The organism is Citrobacter sp. Cpo142, assembly GCF_030332425.1.
In the GTDB taxonomy this organism is placed as follows: domain Bacteria; phylum Pseudomonadota; class Gammaproteobacteria; order Enterobacterales; family Enterobacteriaceae; genus Citrobacter; species Citrobacter portucalensis.
Map to the genome: position 1 here is coordinate 67,251 of NZ_JAOWHW010000097.1, position 21,425 is coordinate 88,675.

Sequence of the window (21,425 nt, forward strand, 5' to 3'; positions counted from 1 at the left end):
GTACCTGAAAATGATTAAAGAAGATTTGGCCCATTTCTTTAGCATATATAAAATGAATAAAAAAATATCCGTTATTAACATTATTAAATACTCTTTTCACCCACGATTCTCAAGTGTGGCTATTTATAGAGCTAGCAAGTATTTTCATCTTAAAAGAATGAGAGTGTTATCTCGTCTTTTACAACTATTAAATTCAATTGTTTTTGGTGTTGAAATTAGTATGGACACCGATATTGCTGGTGGTCTTTTTATTCCGCATACTTATGGAATAGTCATCGGTGCATCTAAAATCGGGAGAAATTCAGTAATATACCAGGGTGTAACACTTGGTGCAAAAGAACTTGATGTACCTTTTAATCATTCTCACAGACCAACAATTGGCAATAATGTAATAATTGCGTCAGGTGCAAAAGTTATAGGTGGAATATATATAGGTGATAATGTCACTATAGCTGCCAATAGTGTTGTACTTCATTCTTGTGAAGGTCACTGTATTATAGGCGGCATGCCTGCCCGTATTTTGAAAGTAAAGGATGTTGTTGTATGAATGCATTACTGATTTGCCCTGAGTTTTTTGACTATGCTACTCATATGCAAGATGCAATAGAGAGACAAGGTTTACAATGTTTTCGTATCGATGAAAAACCATCTAATATCTCCTTTTCTAAAATTATAATTAGATTGTTAGGACGGAAAAAAATCGTTCAAAAATTTTTGCTTAAAAGCTTACAAAATAAAGTTAATACACTAAACATTGATTCATTTGACTATATCGTTATTATTAAAGCTGAATGTGTATCTAATGAATTTATGATATGGCTGAAGAGTAAATATATTAAAAGTAAATTTTTGTTCTATGCTTGGGATTCAATTAGAAACTATCCACATGTTGAAGGTTTATTGCATCATTTCGATCAATGTTTTTCATTTGATAGAAATGATTCATTAAATTATGAGCGACTCGAACATTTACCACTTTTTTATTCTCCGCATTATAAAAAAAGTACAGAGACACCTAAGGTTGGAAGAATCTCGTTCATAGGTTCATACCATAGTGATAGATTTGATGTATTGAATAAAATACAAGAAAAATATAGCGATATATATGATCTAAACTTTAATATATATTTTCCATCAGTAATTATATTCTCATCTTTTTTGATGAAAAACTATAGATCACTATCATCTTTCAAAAACTTTCGACTTACACTTAAACCGATATCAGGTGAAGATATTGTTAAAGTATATAATAACTCATCGGCTGTTGTGGATATTCATCACCCCCACCAGAATGGTTTAACCATGAGGGTTATAGAATTATTACCACTAAGACGCAAGATAATAACAACTAATGAATCTGTAAAAGATTACCCTTTTTATCATAAAAATAACATTTGTATTATTGATCGTGATGATCCAGTCATTGATGATGAATTTATTACTGGAAAATATGTTCAGACGGATGAATTATTTATTAGTCTATATAGCATAGATTCTTGGGCTAAAAAATTGCTCTCTATTTAGGATTTAATTTGGAGTTATTATGTCTCAAACTAGGCGAGGAATTCCTGTTTCGACATTGTTTCTGTTAAGTGTTATTCCTGGGGGAACACTTTTTTTTTATATTCTGCCTGCACTGCTTAGCTATTTAATAAATGGTGATAATTACTCTCTGGAAATGTTAATAATATCTACAGTGTCTGTGGCTTTTTTTATTCTGGTACTGCTTTCTAATTTCGATAGGTTGTTATTACCCTATATCCCAAAGAAATTTTACATTGATTTGGCATCGGTTTCTAAAATAATCATTGTTACATACAGTATCCTGATGTTATACACAGCTATTACTGCTCCATCAATACCTCTGTTGGATGCACTTAGAGGCAGTAGCATAGATGTTATATCAAATGGGCGAGAAACTTTTTTGCGAACTCGAACTGGATGGGAGTCGTTGCTAAATTATTTTTTCGCAATGTATCGTTCTATACTAATGCCATTTGCAATTTGTTGGCTTTTTTATATAAAGAGTAATTGGAGATTTACTTCGGTTTTAATTTTCCTAATGACTTTATTGTTAACTCTTGAAAAAAGTGTCTGTGTTATAGCGCTGATACCTTTGTTCTTTCTCTTTTTCCAAATAAAGCCTAAGATTGCTCGTAGGATATTGTATGTAACAATTCTATTAGTTGCTGCAACATCGTTTCTTGCTCGCGGTGGTGTATCTACTGATACAGGATCAAGTGATTTAAGCTACGTTCCAACTCAATACAATATGTTTAAATCTGATAGCCAGATTTTTTATGTGCTGAACAGAGTGCTCTTTATCCCCTACGCGACAAGTGTTGATTGGCTTAGATATCGAGATGTAAAATTAGGTGGAAAGGAGTTGATGGGGCGTAACATTTCAATTGTTGCGGCTTTAAATGGTGAAGAGAAAATTAATATTGAACGTGAGGTTTTTGCATTTCAATGGGGACAAAATGAAAGCGGTACAGGTTCAGCGAATACCTCGTATTTTATTGATGCCTATATAAACTGGGGGGTGCTTGGCGTTCTTCTTTACAATTTAATTATTGTTTTTATTATAAGGGTTTCAATTCGCAGTGATATATTCGTTATTAAGGCATGCACGTTTGTACCATTGATTTTTCTTTTGTTTAACTCTCTTTCGGCTATGCTATTTAGTGGTGGTTTATTTATTTTGTTATTTATTGGATTATTTCTTTTTGACCCAGCGCAATATGAGCGAGGGCGAATGAATCGTATTCGGGTAGGTGATTGAATTTATTTCTAATAAGTATTGTTTTATGCTGGACCAATTTTTGATTTGCACTTTAATTTCACTCTCGATGTATTTTAAATCAAAAAGCTAACTAAAGACTGGTCGCTACCGTTTACTTTAGGTTAATATCTTTAGTACATTCAAACCGCGCATACGTAGCGCGGTGACCACACCTGACAGGAGTATGTAATGTCCAAGCAACAGATCGGCGTCGTCGGTATGGCAGTGATGGGGCGCAACCTGGCGCTCAACATCGAAAGCCGTGGTTATACCGTCTCCATCTTCAACCGCTCCCGCGAGAAAACTGAAGAAGTTGTTGCCGAGAACCCGGGTAAGAAACTGGTTCCTTATTACACGGTGAAAGAGTTCGTCGAGTCTCTTGAAACCCCACGTCGTATCCTGTTAATGGTGAAAGCGGGCGCTGGCACCGATGCTGCCATCGATTCCCTGAAGCCGTATCTGGATAAAGGCGACATCATCATTGATGGTGGCAACACCTTCTTCCAGGACACTATCCGTCGCAACCGTGAACTGTCCGCGGAAGGTTTTAACTTCATCGGTACCGGCGTGTCCGGCGGTGAAGAGGGAGCCCTGAAAGGCCCATCTATTATGCCTGGTGGCCAGAAAGAAGCGTATGAGCTGGTTGCGCCGATCCTGACCAAAATCGCAGCCGTTGCGGAAGATGGCGAGCCGTGCGTGACCTATATTGGCGCTGACGGCGCAGGCCATTACGTGAAGATGGTTCACAACGGCATTGAATATGGCGATATGCAGCTGATTGCTGAAGCCTATTCTCTGCTGAAAGGCGGTCTGAACCTGTCTAACGAAGAACTGGCAACTACCTTCACCGAGTGGAATGAAGGCGAGCTGAGCAGCTATCTGATCGACATCACCAAAGACATCTTCACCAAAAAAGATGAAGACGGTAAATACCTGGTTGACGTGATTCTGGACGAAGCTGCGAACAAAGGCACCGGTAAATGGACCAGCCAGAGTTCTCTGGATCTGGGCGAACCGCTGTCGCTGATCACCGAATCCGTATTCGCTCGCTACATCTCTTCTCTGAAAGACCAGCGCGTTGCGGCATCTAAAGTCCTGTCTGGCCCGCAGGCTAAACTGGCTGGTGATAAAGCAGTGTTTGTTGAGAAAGTGCGTCGCGCGCTGTATCTGGGTAAAATCGTCTCCTACGCGCAGGGCTTCTCTCAACTGCGCGCTGCGTCTGACGAATACAACTGGGATCTGAACTACGGTGAAATCGCGAAGATCTTCCGCGCGGGCTGCATCATTCGTGCGCAGTTCCTGCAGAAAATCACTGACGCTTATGCTGAAAACAAAGATATCGCGAACCTACTGCTGGCTCCGTACTTCAAAAATATCGCTGACGAATATCAGCAAGCGCTGCGTGATGTAGTGGCTTACGCTGTGCAGAATGGTATCCCGGTACCGACCTTCTCTGCAGCAGTAGCCTACTACGATAGCTACCGTTCTGCAGTACTGCCGGCAAACCTGATCCAGGCCCAGCGCGACTATTTTGGTGCACATACGTATAAACGCACCGATAAAGAAGGTGTGTTCCACACCGAATGGCTGGGTTAATTTATTAACTAGTAGCAGTTTTAGTTAGTCAGCGTATCCAGGTTTTTTCTACTCTTGGATACGTTCATCTATCTGTCCTCGGTTGATTTTGGCGATAATGGTTATTTTATCTCATTCTTAATTTTTGTAATTATATGCATACCATATTATGGCATTCATAAGAATGATTATAATGAGTTTTTGTGGTTTTATAAATTGTATATTTTAAAGTCTAATTAATATTCATGTCTTTTTATTGCTAGGTTTTCATATAAATGTGCGCTTCATATAATATATTGAATTTTAGATGTTGTAATTTGTCAGTTGCTAAATATAAATAATATTTGCAACTGACAAAAATATTTAATAATTTTTTAGGCGTTAATGATTATTTTATTCCTGTTCTGGTATGTATATTTCAGCCTCTCCTGTTATTACTTTTGATTTTCCGACCTTGCAATAAGTATCAAAAAAAACACGTCTTTTATTAATATCTATGCTTTTAACTTCAATGGTGGCAACTACCGTATCGCCTATATATACAGGCTTCCTAAATTTAAGGTTTTGCGAAACATATACACAACCTTCTCCCGGTATTTTAGTCCCAAAGAGCGCAGAGAAAAAACCCGCACTTATCATGCCATGTGCAATTCTTTTTTTGAAGCGAGAAGATTCGGCATATTTTTCATCTAAATGTACTGGGTTTCTATCTCCTGATATTCCAGCAAAAGACTTTATATCAGCATCGGTTATTGTTTGTGAATATGATGCAGACATGCCAATTGAAATGTCTTCTATTTTATACATTTAAAAGTCCTCTTTATTCCATGAATCGACGATATGTTTTGGATAACCTCTCGTGAAATGTTTTCGCCATGGATATGCTGGTTTTCTAGAACCATCACGTAATTTTAATTTACTTGTCGGGCCTATACATTTGGCGGGACTACCAGAATAGATCATATCTTCTTCTGTTTTTCCAGATATTGATGAGTGGGCACCTACTAACACACCCTTGGCAATATGTGCCCCAGGTAATATGACAGACATTGTTGCTATAACTGCAAAATCATCTAGTGTAACTCCGAGCATAACATTACTCGGTGGATGCGGATCATTAGTTAAAACTACATAGGGAAAAATCCATACGAAATTGCCTATTTCACTATGTTGTCCAATATGTACATTACTGTGGGTCCTTACATAGTCACCAATATTACAATGGCCCTGTATGTCTGAGAGTGTTCCTATTTGAAATCCTTTTCCGGCGCTAGTCTTTTCTCTAACAGTTACCCGGTGACCAGTTATTAGTCCATCACCAAATATGGAACCTTCATAAAAAATGCTGTGAGACCTAATGTGCGAGTTTTTACCTATAATTAAGTTGTCACCATTTGAAAGATGGTTTGGAACACCTAATTCAGTGTAGGATTCGATGATGCAATTGTCACCAATAATGACATTGTCATGTATGGTTACAAAATCACCTATTGTAACATTTATTCCTATTTGTGCTTTTTTTGAGATGATTGAAAATTGTCCCATTTTATTTCTCCGCTCGATTTTTACTAGGTTTCTATTTTCATCAGGAAAACCACTATTACTTTAGGCACTCTCCGATTCGCTAACTTAATGTTCAGCATAAAACTGAAAATAGAAGAGGCAATATAGATATTTTAGCATCAAAAAAAAATTTTAACAGTCGTCTTGCTATAGCAATTTTGCCACGGATAAGTGAGTCTAAGGCTTAAAATGGTTACGATTAAGATTTTAATTATGCTTACAATAAAAGAGAGATTGTATTCGTTTTAAACACCTACCACACTTTGTAGTGTTTGTCGATTTAATTGTGTTCATGATGGGTTTTGGAGGAATGTTATGCAGATTTATTAAAATAATTAAGGAGTTTTCCCTCTCGTAAATTAGGTGTGTTTAATCTACCTCTTACACTATAGGAGCCCCTGGGATTTTTGGTATATCTGTACTGATTATCGCTACCTATCGTGACCCTAATTTACTAAAGCGTGGTTCATTACTATTAGCAATATAGTTCGATAAATAGCATTTCCCGCCGCGTGTGAAAATATAAGTATGCTCGTAGATTGATTTTATTCTGATTAATGTTAACTTTATATCAAGAGTTAAAATGTTTTGGTTGGTCTAACAGTGCATTATTTAAAATAGTTTATGGGTTTTTAATAATTGCATGATAAGTTAAGTCTTTTTTCAAGTCCGTATAAGTGATCTTGGGTTTCAATACATCATTTTCTACAGTCCATTACTCTGATATCTATTTTTTTTGTGATGAGCATTATCTGATTTATTCAGCTTTTATTGGCTTTGTTTTTATTTTTGAGTTAGCATTACTTGCTTTTGTTAGGATGTGAACACTATATTATTGATGGTTAATTTTATTCTGAGGCATAAAATGAAAATAGCTGTTTCCGGTACTGGATATGTTGGTTTATCCAATGCTCTGCTCATTGCACAGCATCATCAGGTTGTCGCGTTGGACATTATACCATCACGTGTTGATGCTTTAAATAGAAGAATGTCACCTATAGTTGATAATGAGATTCAGCAGTTTTTACAATCTGAAAAAATTAACTTCAATGCTACGCTAGATAAATGTAAAGCTTACACTGATGCTGATTATGTAATAATTGCAACACCTACCGATTATGATCCAAAGACGAACTATTTTAATACATCTTCTGTGGAGTCTGTTATTCAAGATGTTATTGAATTAAATAAATCTGCAACAATGGTTATTAAATCGACAGTTCCAGTTGGTTTTACTGAGAAAACGCGTAAAAAATTTAACTCTAATAATATTATTTTCTCGCCAGAATTCCTGCGCGAAGGTCGTGCACTGTACGACAACCTGCATCCGTCCCGTATCGTTATTGGTGAACGTTCCGAGCGTGCCGAGCGTTTTGCCGCGTTGCTGCAGGAAGGTGCGGTTAAAAAAGACATTCCGACGCTGTTTACCGACTCGACTGAAGCCGAAGCCATCAAGTTGTTTGCTAACACCTATCTGGCGTTACGTGTGGCCTACTTTAACGAGCTGGATAGCTATGCAGAAAGTCTTGGCTTGAACTCACGGCAGATTATTGAAGGTGTGTGCCTGGATCCGCGTATCGGTAATCACTACAACAACCCGTCATTCGGCTATGGTGGCTACTGCCTGCCGAAAGATACTAAGCAGTTGCTGGCGAACTACGCGTCCGTACCGAATAACATTATTGGTGCGATCGTTGATGCGAACCGTACGCGTAAGGACTTCATTGCAGATTCTATTCTTGCGCGTAAGCCTAAGGTAGTTGGCGTGTACCGTTTGATCATGAAAAGTGGTTCCGATAATTTCCGGGCTTCATCGATTCAGGGCATCATGAAGCGCATTAAGGCAAAGGGCGTGCCCGTTATTATCTATGAACCGGTCATGGAAGAGGATGAATTTTTCCATTCCCGAGTTGTGCGTGATCTTAATGCGTTCAAAAATGAAGCGGATATTATTATTTCTAACCGTATGACGTCAGAATTAGCTGGTGTTGCCGATAAAGTGTATACCCGCGATTTGTTTGGTAGTGATTAATCTCGTCTCCATAAAAAAGGCCTTATATAAGGCCTTTTTTATTTTAATCAGGTCAGTAATTAAACTTTGTAGAAATCACGGTACCAGTCAACAAAGTTCTTCACCCCATCATTTACCGTGGTTTCAGGTTTAAAACCAATTACCTCATACAGTGCTTTAGTGTCCGCGCTGGTTTCCAGCACATCACCTGGCTGTAGTGGTAGCATGTTTTTCTTCGCTTCAATACCCAGAGCATCTTCCAGAGCCTGGATATAGTCCATTAGCTCAACCGGTGAACTATTGCCGATATTGTAGACGCGATAGGGCGCAATGCTGGCTGCTGGCGTGCCTGTTTCAACGGTCCATTGTGTGTCTGCGTGTGGAATGACATCCTGCAGGCGAATGATTGCTTCTGCGATATCATCAATATAGGTAAAGTCACGCTTCATTTTGCCGTAGTTATAGACGTCAATACTCTTCCCTTCCAGCATCGCTTTGGTGAACTTGAACAGCGCCATATCCGGTCGACCCCACGGACCGTAAACGGTGAAAAAACGCAACCCGGTTGTGGGCAATCCGTACAGGTGGGAATAAGTATGGGCCATCAGTTCGTTGGCTTTTTTGGTTGCTGCATACAGCGACACGGGATGATCTACGGAATCATCCGTAGAGAAAGGCATTTTGCGATTCAGGCCGTAAACTGAACTGGAGGATGCGTAGAGTAAATGCTGAATCTTATTATGGCGACACCCTTCCAGTATGTTCAGAAAGCCTGTGAGATTTGAGTCTGCATAGGCATGCGGGTTTTCAAGTGAATAACGTACGCCAGCCTGTGCGGCGAGGTGAATCACACGTTCAAAATGCCCGGATGCGAAAAGTTCAGTCATGCCTTCGCGGTCGGCTAAATCAATTTTATGAAACTGGAAACCAGGCTGCGCCAGTAATTCCAGACGAGCTTGTTTAAGGCTGACGTCGTAGTAATCGTTCAGGTTATCAATACCGACTACTTGATGGCCAGCCTCAAGGAGGCGTTTGCTAACGTGGAAGCCGATGAAACCAGCGGCACCCGTAACCAGGTATTTCATGTTCATTCCTCTTTTTGGCTAAATAATAGCCAGGCACCAACAGGTGCTACTAAAAAGTGGAACGATACCGTTAGATGGTAAAAAAGCTAATTGTTATATTTTTTACGCTTACCATCTTTACTGGTCAGACGGTAAGTATTCACGATATGAATTCAATAAAATGAGTTGTAAAGTATAACGATTAGCGGGCATGAAACCTGTTTGTTGATGGTTTTTTGCGCATGAAGATGTTCTTTGAGTATTGACACTTTTGTTTAATCGTATCGATTTTCAGTAGTGATTGAAATACCAATCAAAATCCCTGAAATAATTTGATTTTTTTATCATTAATCCTATGGCATTGCCGCAATTTATAGCTAAACTAATCCCAGTTTAAGTCTTTCCTTATCTAGGGTTTCTATGTCTGTAAGTGATAACAACATGTCCGGGCGCAGTCACGATCCGGAACAGATTGATCTGATTGATTTACTGGTACAGTTATGGCGTGGGAAAGTAACAATCGTTATCGCGATTGTTATTGCCATAGTGCTTGCTGTGGGCTATCTGGCAGTTGCTAAGGAGAAATGGACCTCAACAGCCATTATTACTCAACCGGATGTTGGTCAGATCGCCACATATAACAACGCCCTCAATGTGTTGTATGGTGTCAGCGCCCCCAAGGCTACTGAACTGCAGACAAACGTGGTTGGTCGTTTCAGTACTTCTCTCTCTGCATTGGCTGAAACGCTTGATAATCAGGAAGAACCACAGAAACTGTCAATTGAACAATCTGTTAAAGGTCAACCGCTGCCGTTGGCGGTTTCTTATGTGGGTAGCTCACCAGAAGACGCTCAGCGTCAGCTCGCCGAATACATTCAACAAACAGATGAAAAGGTTGCTAAAGAGCTGGAGCTTGACCTGGTTGATAATATCAAGTTGCAAACAACCACGTTGCAAGACTCTCTGAAAACTCAGGAAGTGGTCGCTCAGGAGCAAAAAGATCTGCGAATTAAGCAAATTCAGGAAGCGCTGCGTTATGCAGAGCAGGCCGGGGTGATTAAGCCGCAAATTCAGCAGACGCAGGATGTGACGCAGGACAGTATGTTCCTGTTGGGTAGTGATGCCCTGAAGTCCATGATTGAGCACGAATCTACACGCCCTTTGATATTGTCTGATAACTACTTCCAGACCAAACAAAAGCTGTTGGATATCGAAAGTCTTAAGCTTGAAGGGGCTGAGTTACACGCCTACCGCTATGTGATGAAACCAACGTTACCGATTCGTCGTGACAGCCCGAAAAAAGCGATTACCCTCGTGCTGGCGGTTCTGCTCGGTGGGATGATTGGTGCAGGCGTGGTGCTGGGGCGAAATGCTCTGCGTGGTTACAAAGCCAAAGCTGAGTAAGTCTAAAGCTGACAACAAAAAACCGGGCAGTGCCCGGTTTTTTCATATCTGCAACTTACTGATGACGTTTGCGTAAATTCTCAATCACCGTCGTCAGGTCGAGGTTCTGGTCCTGCAGCAGCACCAGCAGGTGATACATCAGATCAGAGGCTTCATTTGTCAGCTCAAAACGGTCGTTCACCGTCGCGGCCAGCGCGGTTTCTACGCCTTCTTCACCCACTTTCTGTGCGATGCGTTTGGTGCCGCTGGCATACAGTTTCGCGGTGTAGGAGCTGGCTGGGTCAGCGGTTTTACGTTCGGCCAGCAGTTGCTCCAGCTGATACAGGAACAGCCACTGGTGGCTGGCGTCACCAAAGCAGCTTGAAGTGCCTTTATGGCAGGTCGGGCCAATCGGGTTAACCAGCACCAGCAGGGTGTCGTTGTCGCAGTCAGGCGCAATGCTCACCACGTTCAGGAAGTGACCGGAGGTCTCTCCTTTGGTCCACAGACGCTGCTTGGTCCGCGAGAAAAAGGTTACTTTGCCGCTTTCGAGTGTTTTATCCAGCGCCTCCGGGTTCATATAACCCAGCATCAATACTTCACCGGAAACCGCATGCTGCACGATGACTGGCATCAGTCCGTCGGTTTTTTCCCAGTCCAGCTCGCGGCATTGTTGCTTCGTTAACATATCCTGATCTCCACGCCCTGTGTTGCCAGGTACGCTTTTAATTCGCCAATATTGATAATTTGTTTGTGGAAGACGGAGGCGGCAAGCGCGCCGTCAACGTCGGCATCCCGGAAGGCTTCGAGAAAGTGTTCCATGGTGCCCGCACCACCGGAGGCAATCAGCGGGACGTGGCAAACGTCACGTACTTTTTTCAGTTGTTCCAGGTCATAACCGTTACGTACGCCGTCCTGGTTCATCATGTTCAGGACGATTTCGCCCGCGCCGCGTTTTTGGACCTCCTGCACCCAGTCCAGTGTTTCCCACTGCGTGACGCGGGTACGGCTTTCATCTCCGGTATACTGATTTACATGATATTTACCGGTGTCGGCGTCATACCAGGTATCAATGCCCACCACGATGCACTGCACGCCGAAGCGGTCCGCCAGACGGGTGATAAGCTCCGGTTCGGCCAGCGCCGGGGAGTTGATGGAGATTTTGTCCGCCCCGAAGGAGAGAATGCGCGCCGCATCGTCGATGGATTTAATGCCACCGGCAACACAGAACGGAATATCGATCACTTCCGCCACGCGTGATACCCAGCTTTTATCCACTACGCGTCCATCGCTGGAAGCGGTGATATCGTAGAACACCAGTTCATCTGCGCCTTCATCGGCATAGCGTTTTGCCAGCGGGACAATGTCGCCAATAATCTCGTGATTGCGGAACTGGACGCCTTTTACCACCTGCCCATCACGGACGTCCAGACAAGGAATTATGCGTTTTGCCAGCATTGAATGGCCTCCTCAACGGTGAACTTTCCTTCCAGCAGGGCGCGTCCGACGATCACGCCGCGAACTCCGGTCCCGCGCAGGGCCGCTACGTCCTCGATTCCGCCAATGCCGCCAGATGACTGAAATGCCACCTGCGGGTATTTGGCGCACACTTCTTCATACAGCGCGACGTTTGAGCCGGCCAGCGTGCCGTCGCGGGAGATATCGGTGCACAGCACGTGCTTCAGGCCGACGGGTAAATAGGTCTCAACCAGTTCTTCCAGTGAAACCCCGGAATCTTCCTGCCAGCCACTGACCGCAACCTGTTTATTCCCGTGCTCGTCAATACGAACGTCCAGCGCCAGTACCAGCGCGTCGGCACCAAAACGGGCAAACCAGCTCTTGACTATCTCGGGGGATTTTACCGCCGTCGAACCCACCACCACGCGCGCCACACCTGCGTCAAGAAGCGCCGCCACGTCTGCTTCTGTACGCACGCCGCCGCCAACCTGAACCGGAACGTTGACGCCAGCGACCAGCGTTTTGATCAGCGGGATCTGGCGCTGTGCCGGGTCTTTCGCGCCGGTTAAATCAACCAGGTGCAGCACTTCAGCACCCTGGGCTGCATAATCCTGCAAACGGGGGAGAGGATCGTTGCCGTAATCACGCTGCTTAGCGTAATCGCCCTGATGAAGACGCACCACCGTGCCGTCGATTAAATCTAATGCCGGAATAATCATTACATCTCCAGAAAGTTTTTCAGCAACTGTGCCCCAGCCGCGCCCGAACGTTCCGGGTGAAACTGTACGCCAAAGAAATTGTCCTTTTGTACTGCCGCGGTAAACGGTTCGCCGTAATTGCACTGGGCGATGGTCCACGGGTTTACCGGCATAGCGTAGCTGTGTACAAAGTAGAAATACGCACCATCTTCAATGCCCTGGAACAGACGGTTCCCCGCCTGCGGATAGACGCGATTCCAGCCCATATGCGGCAGCGGCAGACCGAAATCGGTCATCTTCGGGACGTCCTGTTCAATAATGCCCAGTAGTGAGACACCGTTACTCTCTTCGCTGCGACGGCCCAGCAGTTGCATACCTAAACAGATCCCCAGTACCGGTTGCGTACAGGCTTTAATCAGTTCAATCAGTTCGCGCTCGTGCAACTGGTCCATAGCCGCCTGCGCGGTGCCGACGCCCGGCAGAAACAGTTTATCGGCGCGCAGCACCACGTCCGGGTCACGGCTGACAACCGGGTCGTATCCATGGCGTGCGACGGCGGATTTTACCGAGTGCAGATTGGCGCAGCCGGTGTCCAGAATCACCACGTTCATTACAGCACTCCTTTTGAAGAGGGCAGCGTGTCGCCTTCTACACGAATCGCCTGACGCAGCGTACGGCCAAAGGCTTTAAACAGGCTCTCCACACGGTGATGGTCATTTTTGCCTTTGGTTTTCAGGTGCAGGGTGACGCCCATGGTGTAGGAGAGTGAACGGAAGAAGTGTTCGATCATCTCCGTGCTCAGATCGCCAACGCGCTGGTAGGTAAACTCCGCGCGGTACTCCAGGTGTGGACGGCCGGAGATATCCAGCGCGCAACGTGCCAGGCATTCGTCCATCGGCAGTACAAAACCAAAACGGTTGATGCCGCGTTTATCGCCTAACGCCAGCTTTAAGGCTTCGCCCAGCGCCAGACCGGTATCTTCAACGGTGTGGTGATCGTCTATATACAGATCGCCCTTGACGGCAATCTCCATGCGAAAACCGCCGTGGGTGGCGATTTGATCCAGCATGTGGTCAAAGAAGCCAACGCCAGTATTGATTTTGCTGCGGCCTTCGCGGTCCAGCCAGACTTTGACGTCAATCTGCGTTTCTTTTGTATTACGCTCAACGTGTGCGTAGCGGTCACGTTTGGTCAACTGCTCGCCGATCATCGCCCAGTTTAGGGTGTCGCGATGGTAACGCAATCCGCTAATGCCCATGTTTTCAGCGAGCTGAATATCGGTCACCCGATCGCCAATGACGTAGCTGTTCGCCATATCCATGGCCTGTTCAACCAGATACTGTTCAACCAGCTTCACTTTTGGCTTACGGCAATCACACTCGTCCGCTGGCAGGTGCGGGCAGATCAATACTTCATCAAACGTCACGCCCTGAGAGGTGAAAATTTGCATCATCAGGTTATGCGGACCGTCAAAATCAGCCTGCGGGAAACTCTGGGTTCCGAGTCCATCCTGGTTAGTGATCATAACCAGCTTAAAACCTGCTTTTTGCAGTTTCAGCAAAACGGGAACAACTTCCGGCTCGAAGGCGAGTTTGTCAAAGCGATCGACCTGAAAGTCACTTGGCGGTTCGGAAATCAGGGTTCCATCACGGTCAATAAAAAGATACTTCTGGCTCATACTTGCTCCGCACGTAAGGCGTCAATGACGCGCTGGCTCTCTTCACGGGTTCCGACAGTAATTCGCAGGCAGCCGCTTAACGAAGGTTGTTTATTCTGATCTCGTAAGATAATGCCCTGATCCCACAAAGATTTAAATACGCTACTTGATGCGGTGAAGCGCGCCAGAACATAGTTGGTTTCAGAATCGAATACCTGCTCTACACAGCGAATTGTTTTCAGGTTATCTACCAGATACTGACGCTCTTCCAGGATCTGCTCTACGCGTTTACGCATGGCGGAAATCCCTTGCGGCGTCAGCGCCTGGGCGGCGATATCTGCCACCGGCGTAGAGAGTGGGTAAGGGGCAATCACTTTTAACAGCAGATTGATAACCTCTTCATTCGCCAGCGTAAACCCGCAGCGTAAACCGGCGAGCGCAAACGCTTTGGACAACGTGCGTAATATCACCAGATGCGGATACTCAGACAGCCAGCCTGCCAGCGTGGCCTGCGGGCAAAACTCGATATACGCTTCATCGGCAACCACGATAGCTTTACCCTGCGTCATGTCGAGCAGCGAACGCAGATCCTGTGGCTTGATCAGTTGGCCGGTTGGGTTGTTCGGGCTGCATACGTAAACAACTTTCACGCCATCAAGCTTGTCCGCGATGCCTTGCAAATCAAGTTGCCAGCTATCAAGGGTTGGAACGGTGCGGCACTCAACACCAATCGTTTCGGCACTGACGCTGTACATGCCGTAAGTCGGCGGGCAGTAGAGAATGGCATCTTTACCGGGTTCACAAAACGCGCGCACCAGCAGTTCGATCCCTTCATCTGCGCCGCGGCTGACCAGCACCTGCTCCGGTTTGACGCCAGCATACTGCGCGTAATTCTCAATCACCGCTTTCGGCTGACACTCCGGGTAGCGGTTCAGCGTCTGCTGACTGAGCTGGAACTCCACGGCAGTGGGGTATTCATTCGCGTTGAGCCAGACATCGCCGTTACCACCGAGACGACGGGCAGACTGATAGGGCGTTAATTCGCGAACATTCTTACGGGCTAAATCAGTGACGCTGAGAAAGTTGTCAGTGCTCATGCTTGCTCCTTCAGGGCGTTAACGCGCAGGGTGACGGCATTTTTGTGGGCAGTCAGTCGTTCAGCAGCGGCCAGTGTTTCAATGGTGGAGGCCAGGGCAGAGAAACCTTGTGGGGTTAATTCCTGTACGGTCATCCGTTTCTGGAAATCAGCCAGTCCAAGGCTTGAGCAGGTCGCGGTATAGCCGTAGGTCGGAAGAACGTGGTTGGTGCCAGAAGCATAGTCGCCTGCGGATTCTGGCGACCAGTCGCCGAGGAACACCGAACCGGCGCTGGTGATCTCATCAACCAGTTCACGCGCGTTGCGGGTCTGAATAATCAGGTGTTCCGGACCGTAGGCGTTAGATATTTCAACGCACTGCGCCAGATCTTTCGCCACGATTAAGCGGCTGGCGGAGAGTGCCTGACGGGCGGTCTCAGCGCGGGAAAGCTCAGCGAGCTGGCGTTCAACGGCTTTGGCAACGCCTTCGGCAAGCGTAGTGTCTGGCGTCAGGAGAATAACCTGCGAGTCGGGGCCGTGTTCTGCCTGAGAAAGCAGGTCAGAGGCAACAAAGTCCGGCGTCGCGCCGCTATCGGCGATAACCAGCACTTCGGACGGGCCGGCAGGCATGTCGATGGCCGCGCCGTCAAGACGCTGGCTGACCTGGCGTTTGGCTTCGGTCACATATGCATTGCCTGGCCCGAAGATTTTATCGACCTTAGGAATAGATTCGGTGCCCAGCGCCAGCGCGGTAATGGCCTGCGCGCCGCCCACATTAAACACCTCTTTTACGCCACACAGCTGCGCGGCGTAGAGGATTTCATCGGCAATCGGCGGCGGTGAGCACAGCACCACTTTTTTGCAGCCGGCGATGCGCGCCGGGGTCGCCAGCATTAATACGGTAGAAAACAGCGGCGCCGAACCTCCAGGAATATACAGGCCCACGGAAGCGATAGGGCGGGTAACCTGCTGGCAACGTACGCCTGGCTGGGTTTCGATATCCACCGGCGGCAGGATCTGCGCGGTGTGGAAAGTATCAATATTTCTCACCGCCGCCTGCATCGCTTGTTTTAGCTCGTTGCTCAGGCGACTGCTGGCTTGCTGGATTTCTTCCTCGGTCACGCGCAGCGCGCCAACCTCGGTTTTATCGAACTTTGCGCTGTATTCACGCAGCGCCCGGTCGCCGTTATTTTTGACGTTCTCAAGGATCTCGGCCACCGTACGGCTGATGCTTTCAGAGGCGGAAATTGCCGGGCGCATCAGCAGTTCGCGCTGCTGCTCAGGGCTACAGCTATTCCAGTCAATCGGGGTATTGAAGCTCATGGTCGTTACTCCATCATCGGGTGTTGCCGGATGGCGTCGCTGCCTTATCCGGCCTACAAGACCCGTAATATCAATAATTGTGACAATTCTTGTAGGCCTGATAAGCGAAGCGCTATCAGGCAACAGATCACTCCATCATCTTCTCAATCGGCAACACCAGAATTGAGCTGGCACCGAGCGCTTTCAGTTTTTCCATTGTTTCCCAGAACAGGGTTTCGCTGCTGACCATGTGCATGGCAACGCGCTGCTGGTCGCCTGCCAGCGGCAGAATGGTAGGGCGCTCTGCGCCGGGCAGCAGGGCGATGACCTCGTCCAGACGCTCGCTCGGCGCGTGCATCATGATGTATTTGGATTCGCGGGCCTGAATAACCCCCTGGATACGGGTCAGCAGTTTGTCGATCAGTTGTTGCTTGGCTTCGGCCATTTCGCCGTCGCGCTGAATCAGACAGGCTTTAGAGCGGTAGATCACTTCTACTTCGCGCAGACCGTTGGCTTCAAGCGTTGCGCCGGTGGACACCAGATCGCAAATCGCATCAGCCAGACCCGCACGGGGAGCGACTTCTACTGAGCCGTTTAACAGACAAGATTTAAACGAAACTCCTTTCTGATCGAGATAACGTTTGAGCAGGTGTGGGTAAGAGGTCGCGATACGTTTACCGTTCAGCGCTGCCGGGCCATCCCAGGCTTCATCAACCGGGGTTGCCAGCGAAAGACGGCAGCCGCCGAAGTCCAGACGGCGCAGGGTAAAATAGCGAGGGTCTTCACCCTGGGCCCGGCGGTTGAGCAGTTCCTCTTCCAGAACATTTTCCCCGATGATGCCGAGGTCAACGACGCCGTCCATCACCAGACCTGGGATATCGTCATCACGCACGCGCAGAATATCGATCGGCATGTTCTCCGCCATCGCAATCAGGCGCTGGGTGTGAAGATTAATTTTAATGCCGCAACGGGCCAGTAATTCGCGTGAATCATCGCTTAAGCGGCCTGATTTCTGCATAGCTATGCGTAAACGGGTGTTGTCTAACATTCTTTATTCCTCGTTATCCTGTCTGAATCAGTTTGGGTCACGCACAAAAAAAAGCCCCCGGAAGAAATCTTCCGGGGGCTTTCTCATACGCTCATGCACCGCTGGAAGATTTAAACGTCTCCCAGCACACATCGCCTGAAAGACTAGTCAGGATGATGGTGATGATGGTGTTTGAATTGAGCGCGTGTCATAAATTTTCTCGATGAATGTTTATTCATTTGATGTCTTTTAACCTAAACCACTTTAGCTACGGAAAGCAAGGGCTTTTTTTGATCATTAATTCATTTCATATTGATACTATGAATTGTCAGCCACCGTGGGCTGGCGTAGCCTTGCGTTATAGGCCAAAAGTCAGGAGAGAAGGCATGAAAAAGGTCGCAATTGTCGGGTTAGGTTGGTTAGGCATGCCGTTAGCCATGTCGCTGGCGGCGAGAGGCTGGCAGGTTACCGGCAGCAAAACCACATTGGATGGGGTGGACGCGGCCCGCATGAGCGGTATCGAGAGTTATTCGCTGCGCCTGGAACCTGAACTGGTCTGTGAGGCTGACGATCTCGATGCACTGATGGACGCCGATGCGCTGGTTATTACGCTGCCTGCACGCCGCAGCGGTCCTGGGGAAGCATTTTACCTGCAGGCAATGCAGGAACTGGTCGACAGCGCGCTGGCGTATCGCATCCCACGAATTATTTTTACCAGTTCGACGTCAGTCTATGGTGACGCTCAAGGCACAGTGAAAGAGGGAACGGCGCGTAATCCGGTCACGGCGAGCGGTCGTGTCCTGAAAGAACTTGAAGACTGGTTGCACAATTTGCCAGGTACGTCGGTGGATATTTTGCGTCTGGCCGGGTTGGTCGGTCCGGGAAGACATCCTGGTCGCTTCTTCGCTGGCAAGACAGCACCTGACGGACATCATGGCGTCAATCTGGTGCATCTGGACGATGTAGTTTCTGCCATCACGTTACTGCTGCAAGCGCCTAAAGGGGGACACATCTATAATATATGTGCGCCTATGCATCCGGCGCGTAACGTGTTCTATCCGCAGATGGCCCGCCAGTTGGGGATGGAGCCGCCGGAATTTCGCGGCGGTACGGATAACGGTAAAGGTAAAGTCATTGATGGCAACCGTATTTGTAATGAGCTTGGGTTTGAGTACCAGTATCCTGACCCGCTGGTGATGCCGATGGAGTGACAATCCAGCAGAGTGCCGCTGTATACCGCCAGGGGGCGAGTATGAAACCACTGCTGGACGTTCTTATCATCCTCGATGCATTAGAAAAAGAGGGCAGTTTCGCGGCGGCGTCGGCAAAATTGTTTAAGACGCCGTCTGCGCTTAGCTACACGGTCCATAAGCTGGAAAGCGATCTTAATATTCAGCTACTCGATCGCAGCGGACACCGGGCTAAGTTCACCCGCACCGGACAGATGCTGCTGGAAAAGGGGCGGGAGGTGCTGCACACCGTCCGTGAACTCGAAAAACAGGCGATTAAACTTCACGAAGGCTGGGAGAATGAACTGGTTATTGGCGTAGATGATACGTTTCCCTTTTCACTGCTGGCCCCACTCATCGAATCTTTCTATCAACACCACAGCGTGACGCGCCTGAAATTTATCAATGGCGTGCTGGGCGGCTCCTGGGATGCCCTCATTCAGGGCCGGGCGGATATTATCGTTGGCGCCATGCATGAACCCCCAGCAGCGAGCGAATTTGGTTTTGCACGGCTGGGAGTTTTGGAACAGGTGTTTGTGGTTGCGCCGCATCACCCGCTGGCGCAGGAACAGGAACCGTTAAATCGTCGTACCATTCGCCGTTTTCGCGCCATTGTGGTGGGCGACAATGCGCAGCATGCCAACGTCTCAGGTTCCCAGGTGCTTGACGATCAGGAAGCTATTACCGTTTTTGACTTCAAAACCAAGCTGGAATTGCAAATCAGCGGTCTGGGATGTGGTTATATTCCGCGCTACCTGGCGCAGCGATTTCTGGAAAGCGGCGCACTGATTGAGAAAAAAGTGGTCGCACAAATTGTCTTTGAACCCGTGTGGATAGGCTGGAATGAACAGACCGCCGGGTTGGCCAGTGCCTGGTGGCGGGATGAAATTTTAGCAAATAGTGCTATTGCAGGGGTGTATGTGAAAACGGCTGCTGATAAATCAATCAGTTAAGAAAAAATATTCTTTTGTGGCTACTTCAATCTCTTGTTATTTCTCCCCAATTTAGTGCAAAATACGCCGCTTGCAAAAAATGACATTAACCGACGTTTTAATACGCGTCGGTTATTTTTTTGCATCAAACCAATCATTCATAAAAGAGGCCGGGCTTCGTACCGGATAGATACTTACTTAAAAATCGACAGTTGTTGTCGCTGAGGATTAACAAAAAATGGGGCAATTTTTTGCTTACGCGACGGTTTTCGCCGTAATGGGGGATAACCATGTCGCATAACGCTACTCCAAACACCTCTCGCGTGGAATTACGTAAAACGCTTACGCTGGTTCCGGTTGTCATGATGGGCCTTGCCTATATGCAGCCGATGACGCTGTTCGATACATTCGGTATCGTATCAGGAATGACCGATGGTCACGTCCCGACAGCTTACGCCTTTGCACTGATCGCCATCCTCTTTACCGCACTGAGCTACGGTAAACTGGTGCGTCGCTATCCGTCTGCAGGCTCTGCCTACACTTACGCCCAGAAATCCATTAGCCCGACCGTTGGCTTTATGGTGGGTTGGTCATCACTGCTGGACTACCTGTTCGCTCCGATGATCAACATTCTGTTGGCAAAAATTTATTTTGAAGCCCTGGTGCCGTCGATACCGTCATGGATATTCGTGGTGGCGCTGGTGGCCTTTATGACAGCCTTTAACCTGCGCAGCCTTAAATCCGTTGCGAATTTCAACACCGTAATCGTGTTGTTGCAGGTGGTGCTGATTGCAGTGATCCTCGGCATGGTCGTTTATGGCGTGTTCGAAGGGGAAGGTGCCGGTACGCTGGCGAGTAGCCGTCCGTTCTGGTCAGGTGATGCACACGTGATCCCGATGATCACAGGCGCGACCATCCTGTGCTTCTCGTTCACCGGTTTTGACGGTATCAGCAACCTGTCAGAAGAAACCAAAGACGCTGAGCGCGTGATCCCGCGTGCGATTTTCCTGACTGCGCTGATTGGTGGCCTGATCTTTATCGTCTCCACCTATCTGTTGCAGCTGTACTTCCCGGATATCTCGCGCTTCAAAGATCCAGACGCTTCACAGCCGGAAATCATGCTGTACGTCGCCGGTAAGTTCTTCCAGGTTGGCGCGCTGATTTTCTCTACCATTACCGTACTGGCGTCCGGTATGGCGGCGCATGCTGGCGTAGCGCGTTTAATGTACGTGATGGGGCGTGACGGCGTGTTCCCGAAAAGTTTCTTCGGTTATGTACACCCGAAATGGCGTACTCCGTCTATGAACATCATTCTGGTTGGTGCGATTGCTCTGCTGGCAATCAACTTCGACCTGGTGATGGCGACGGCGCTGATTAACTTTGGTGCGCTGGTGGCGTTTACCTTCGTTAACCTGTCAGTGATCTCCCAGTTCTGGATCCGTGAGAAGCGTAACAAGACGCTGAAAGACCACTTCCAGTATCTGTTCCTGCCGATGTGCGGTGCGCTGACAGTTGGTGCGCTGTGGGTTAACCTGGAAGAGAGCTCAATGGTTCTGGGTCTGATCTGGGCCGGTATTGGTCTGATTTACCTGGCTTGTGTGACCAAAAGCTTCCGCAACCCGGTGCCGCAGTACGATGAAGATGTCGCGTAATAACGGCATTTAACTAA

The 21,425-nt window shown here is 47.1% G+C and carries 21 protein-coding genes, 1 pseudogene and 1 other annotated feature; of the genes and pseudogenes, 10 read left to right on the forward strand and 12 right to left on the reverse strand.

The genetic code is table 11. The features are described from left to right. Window positions 1-10: 10 nt before the first annotated feature. The 4 genes from OGY18_RS05435 to gnd all read left to right on the forward strand — a co-directional run bounded on the left by OGY18_RS05435 (window position 11) and on the right by gnd (window position 4,378). Window positions 11-547 carry a serine O-acetyltransferase gene (locus OGY18_RS05435; protein ID WP_286552167.1) on the forward strand — a complete coding sequence of 179 codons (537 nt, stop codon included), beginning with the start codon at window positions 11-13 and terminating at the stop codon, window positions 545-547. Then, the gene (locus OGY18_RS05440; protein WP_286552169.1) at window positions 544-1,524 is read left to right on the forward strand and encodes a WaaS/CpsH family glycosyltransferase; all 981 of its coding nucleotides are present in this window, start codon (window positions 544-546) and stop codon (window positions 1,522-1,524) included. The genes OGY18_RS05435 and OGY18_RS05440 overlap by 4 nt, the downstream gene beginning before the upstream one ends. Before the next feature lie 19 nt (window positions 1,525-1,543). Beyond that, window positions 1,544-2,782 carry a hypothetical protein gene (locus tag OGY18_RS05445; RefSeq protein ID WP_286552171.1) on the forward strand — a complete coding sequence of 413 codons (1,239 nt, stop codon included), beginning with the start codon at window positions 1,544-1,546 and terminating at the stop codon, window positions 2,780-2,782. A 189-nt stretch (window positions 2,783-2,971) separates the two neighbouring features. After that, window positions 2,972-4,378, forward strand: coding sequence for an NADP-dependent phosphogluconate dehydrogenase (gene gnd, locus OGY18_RS05450; protein WP_286552173.1), 1,407 nt, complete (start codon window positions 2,972-2,974; stop codon window positions 4,376-4,378). A gap of 372 nt (window positions 4,379-4,750) precedes the next feature. On the opposite strand, the gene OGY18_RS05455 is transcribed toward gnd, so the two are convergent. Both OGY18_RS05455 and OGY18_RS05460 read right to left on the reverse strand, forming a co-directional pair. After that, window positions 4,751-5,164: a MaoC family dehydratase gene (locus OGY18_RS05455; protein WP_212025338.1), complete on the reverse strand. Its 414-nt coding sequence runs from the start codon at window positions 5,162-5,164 to the stop codon at window positions 4,751-4,753. After that, window positions 5,165-5,902, reverse strand: coding sequence for an acyltransferase (locus OGY18_RS05460; RefSeq protein WP_286552179.1), 738 nt, complete (start codon window positions 5,900-5,902; stop codon window positions 5,165-5,167). An 883-nt stretch (window positions 5,903-6,785) separates the two neighbouring features. Here OGY18_RS05460 and ugd point away from each other — a divergent pair. Continuing rightward, window positions 6,786-7,952, forward strand: a complete 1,167-nt coding sequence (ugd, locus tag OGY18_RS05465) for a UDP-glucose 6-dehydrogenase (protein ID WP_286552180.1) — start codon at window positions 6,786-6,788, stop codon at window positions 7,950-7,952. Window positions 7,953-8,011: 59 nt separating this feature from the next. Here the strand turns inward: ugd and OGY18_RS05470 are convergent, their stop codons facing one another. Further along, window positions 8,012-9,016 carry an NAD-dependent epimerase gene (locus OGY18_RS05470; RefSeq protein ID WP_286552182.1) on the reverse strand — a complete coding sequence of 335 codons (1,005 nt, stop codon included), beginning with the start codon at window positions 9,014-9,016 and terminating at the stop codon, window positions 8,012-8,014. Window positions 9,017-9,415: 399 nt separating this feature from the next. On the opposite strand from OGY18_RS05470, the gene wzzB reads away from it, so the two are divergent. Beyond that, window positions 9,416-10,399, forward strand: a complete 984-nt coding sequence (gene wzzB, locus OGY18_RS05475; protein ID WP_063940466.1) for an LPS O-antigen chain length determinant protein WzzB — start codon at window positions 9,416-9,418, stop codon at window positions 10,397-10,399. Window positions 10,400-10,454: 55 nt separating this feature from the next. Here wzzB and hisIE read toward each other — a convergent pair whose 3' ends face one another. From hisIE to hisL, 9 genes are all read right to left on the reverse strand, one after another. Continuing rightward, entirely contained in the window at window positions 10,455-11,066 is a 612-nt protein-coding gene (gene hisIE, locus OGY18_RS05480; RefSeq protein ID WP_103285506.1) for a bifunctional phosphoribosyl-AMP cyclohydrolase/phosphoribosyl-ATP diphosphatase HisIE, read from the reverse strand. Continuing rightward, window positions 11,060-11,836, reverse strand: a complete 777-nt coding sequence (gene hisF, locus OGY18_RS05485) for an imidazole glycerol phosphate synthase subunit HisF (RefSeq protein WP_000880132.1) — start codon at window positions 11,834-11,836, stop codon at window positions 11,060-11,062. The genes hisIE and hisF overlap by 7 nt, the downstream gene beginning before the upstream one ends. Continuing rightward, window positions 11,818-12,555, reverse strand: a complete 738-nt coding sequence (hisA, locus tag OGY18_RS05490) for a 1-(5-phosphoribosyl)-5-[(5-phosphoribosylamino)methylideneamino]imidazole-4-carboxamide isomerase (RefSeq protein WP_008785166.1) — start codon at window positions 12,553-12,555, stop codon at window positions 11,818-11,820. Before hisA ends, hisF begins: the two co-directional genes overlap by 19 nt. Further along, entirely contained in the window at window positions 12,555-13,145 is a 591-nt protein-coding gene (gene hisH, locus OGY18_RS05495; protein ID WP_001103544.1) for an imidazole glycerol phosphate synthase subunit HisH, read from the reverse strand. Before hisH ends, hisA begins: the two co-directional genes overlap by 1 nt. Next, window positions 13,145-14,212 carry a bifunctional histidinol-phosphatase/imidazoleglycerol-phosphate dehydratase HisB gene (gene hisB, locus OGY18_RS05500; protein ID WP_032943910.1) on the reverse strand — a complete coding sequence of 356 codons (1,068 nt, stop codon included), beginning with the start codon at window positions 14,210-14,212 and terminating at the stop codon, window positions 13,145-13,147. Before hisB ends, hisH begins: the two co-directional genes overlap by 1 nt. Beyond that, complete coding sequence (gene hisC / locus OGY18_RS05505) at window positions 14,209-15,288, reverse strand: histidinol-phosphate transaminase (RefSeq protein ID WP_048235080.1); 1,080 nt, start codon at window positions 15,286-15,288, stop codon at window positions 14,209-14,211. Before hisC ends, hisB begins: the two co-directional genes overlap by 4 nt. Next, complete coding sequence (gene hisD / locus OGY18_RS05510) at window positions 15,285-16,589, reverse strand: histidinol dehydrogenase (RefSeq protein WP_279275744.1); 1,305 nt, start codon at window positions 16,587-16,589, stop codon at window positions 15,285-15,287. The genes hisC and hisD overlap by 4 nt, the downstream gene beginning before the upstream one ends. Window positions 16,590-16,716: 127 nt before the next feature. Then, window positions 16,717-17,616 carry an ATP phosphoribosyltransferase gene (gene hisG / locus OGY18_RS05515; protein WP_003834191.1) on the reverse strand — a complete coding sequence of 300 codons (900 nt, stop codon included), beginning with the start codon at window positions 17,614-17,616 and terminating at the stop codon, window positions 16,717-16,719. 45 nt (window positions 17,617-17,661) lie between these two features. Then, window positions 17,662-17,784 (reverse strand) — a sequence feature (His leader region). Then, window positions 17,760-17,807 carry a his operon leader peptide gene (gene hisL, locus OGY18_RS05520; RefSeq protein WP_100250077.1) on the reverse strand — a complete coding sequence of 16 codons (48 nt, stop codon included), beginning with the start codon at window positions 17,805-17,807 and terminating at the stop codon, window positions 17,760-17,762. Its footprint overlaps the feature before it by 25 nt. A 174-nt stretch (window positions 17,808-17,981) precedes the next feature. Here hisL and OGY18_RS05525 point away from each other — a divergent pair, with 174 nt between their 5' ends. The 4 genes and pseudogenes from OGY18_RS05525 (at window position 17,982) to plaP (ending at window position 21,408) form a co-directional block, all read left to right on the forward strand. Continuing rightward, the gene (locus OGY18_RS05525) at window positions 17,982-18,806 is read left to right on the forward strand and encodes an SDR family oxidoreductase (protein ID WP_286552186.1); all 825 of its coding nucleotides are present in this window, start codon (window positions 17,982-17,984) and stop codon (window positions 18,804-18,806) included. 41 nt (window positions 18,807-18,847) lie between these two features. Next, window positions 18,848-19,832, forward strand: a pseudogene (locus OGY18_RS05530) (LysR family transcriptional regulator). Window positions 19,833-19,994: 162 nt separating this feature from the next. Further along, window positions 19,995-20,057, forward strand: coding sequence for a membrane protein YoeI (gene yoeI / locus OGY18_RS27300; protein WP_099045591.1), 63 nt, complete (start codon window positions 19,995-19,997; stop codon window positions 20,055-20,057). Beyond that, entirely contained in the window at window positions 20,047-21,408 is a 1,362-nt protein-coding gene (gene plaP / locus OGY18_RS05535) for a putrescine/proton symporter PlaP (RefSeq protein ID WP_003834188.1), read from the forward strand. Before yoeI ends, plaP begins: the two co-directional genes overlap by 11 nt. The last annotated feature ends 17 nt before the right edge of the window (window positions 21,409-21,425 follow it).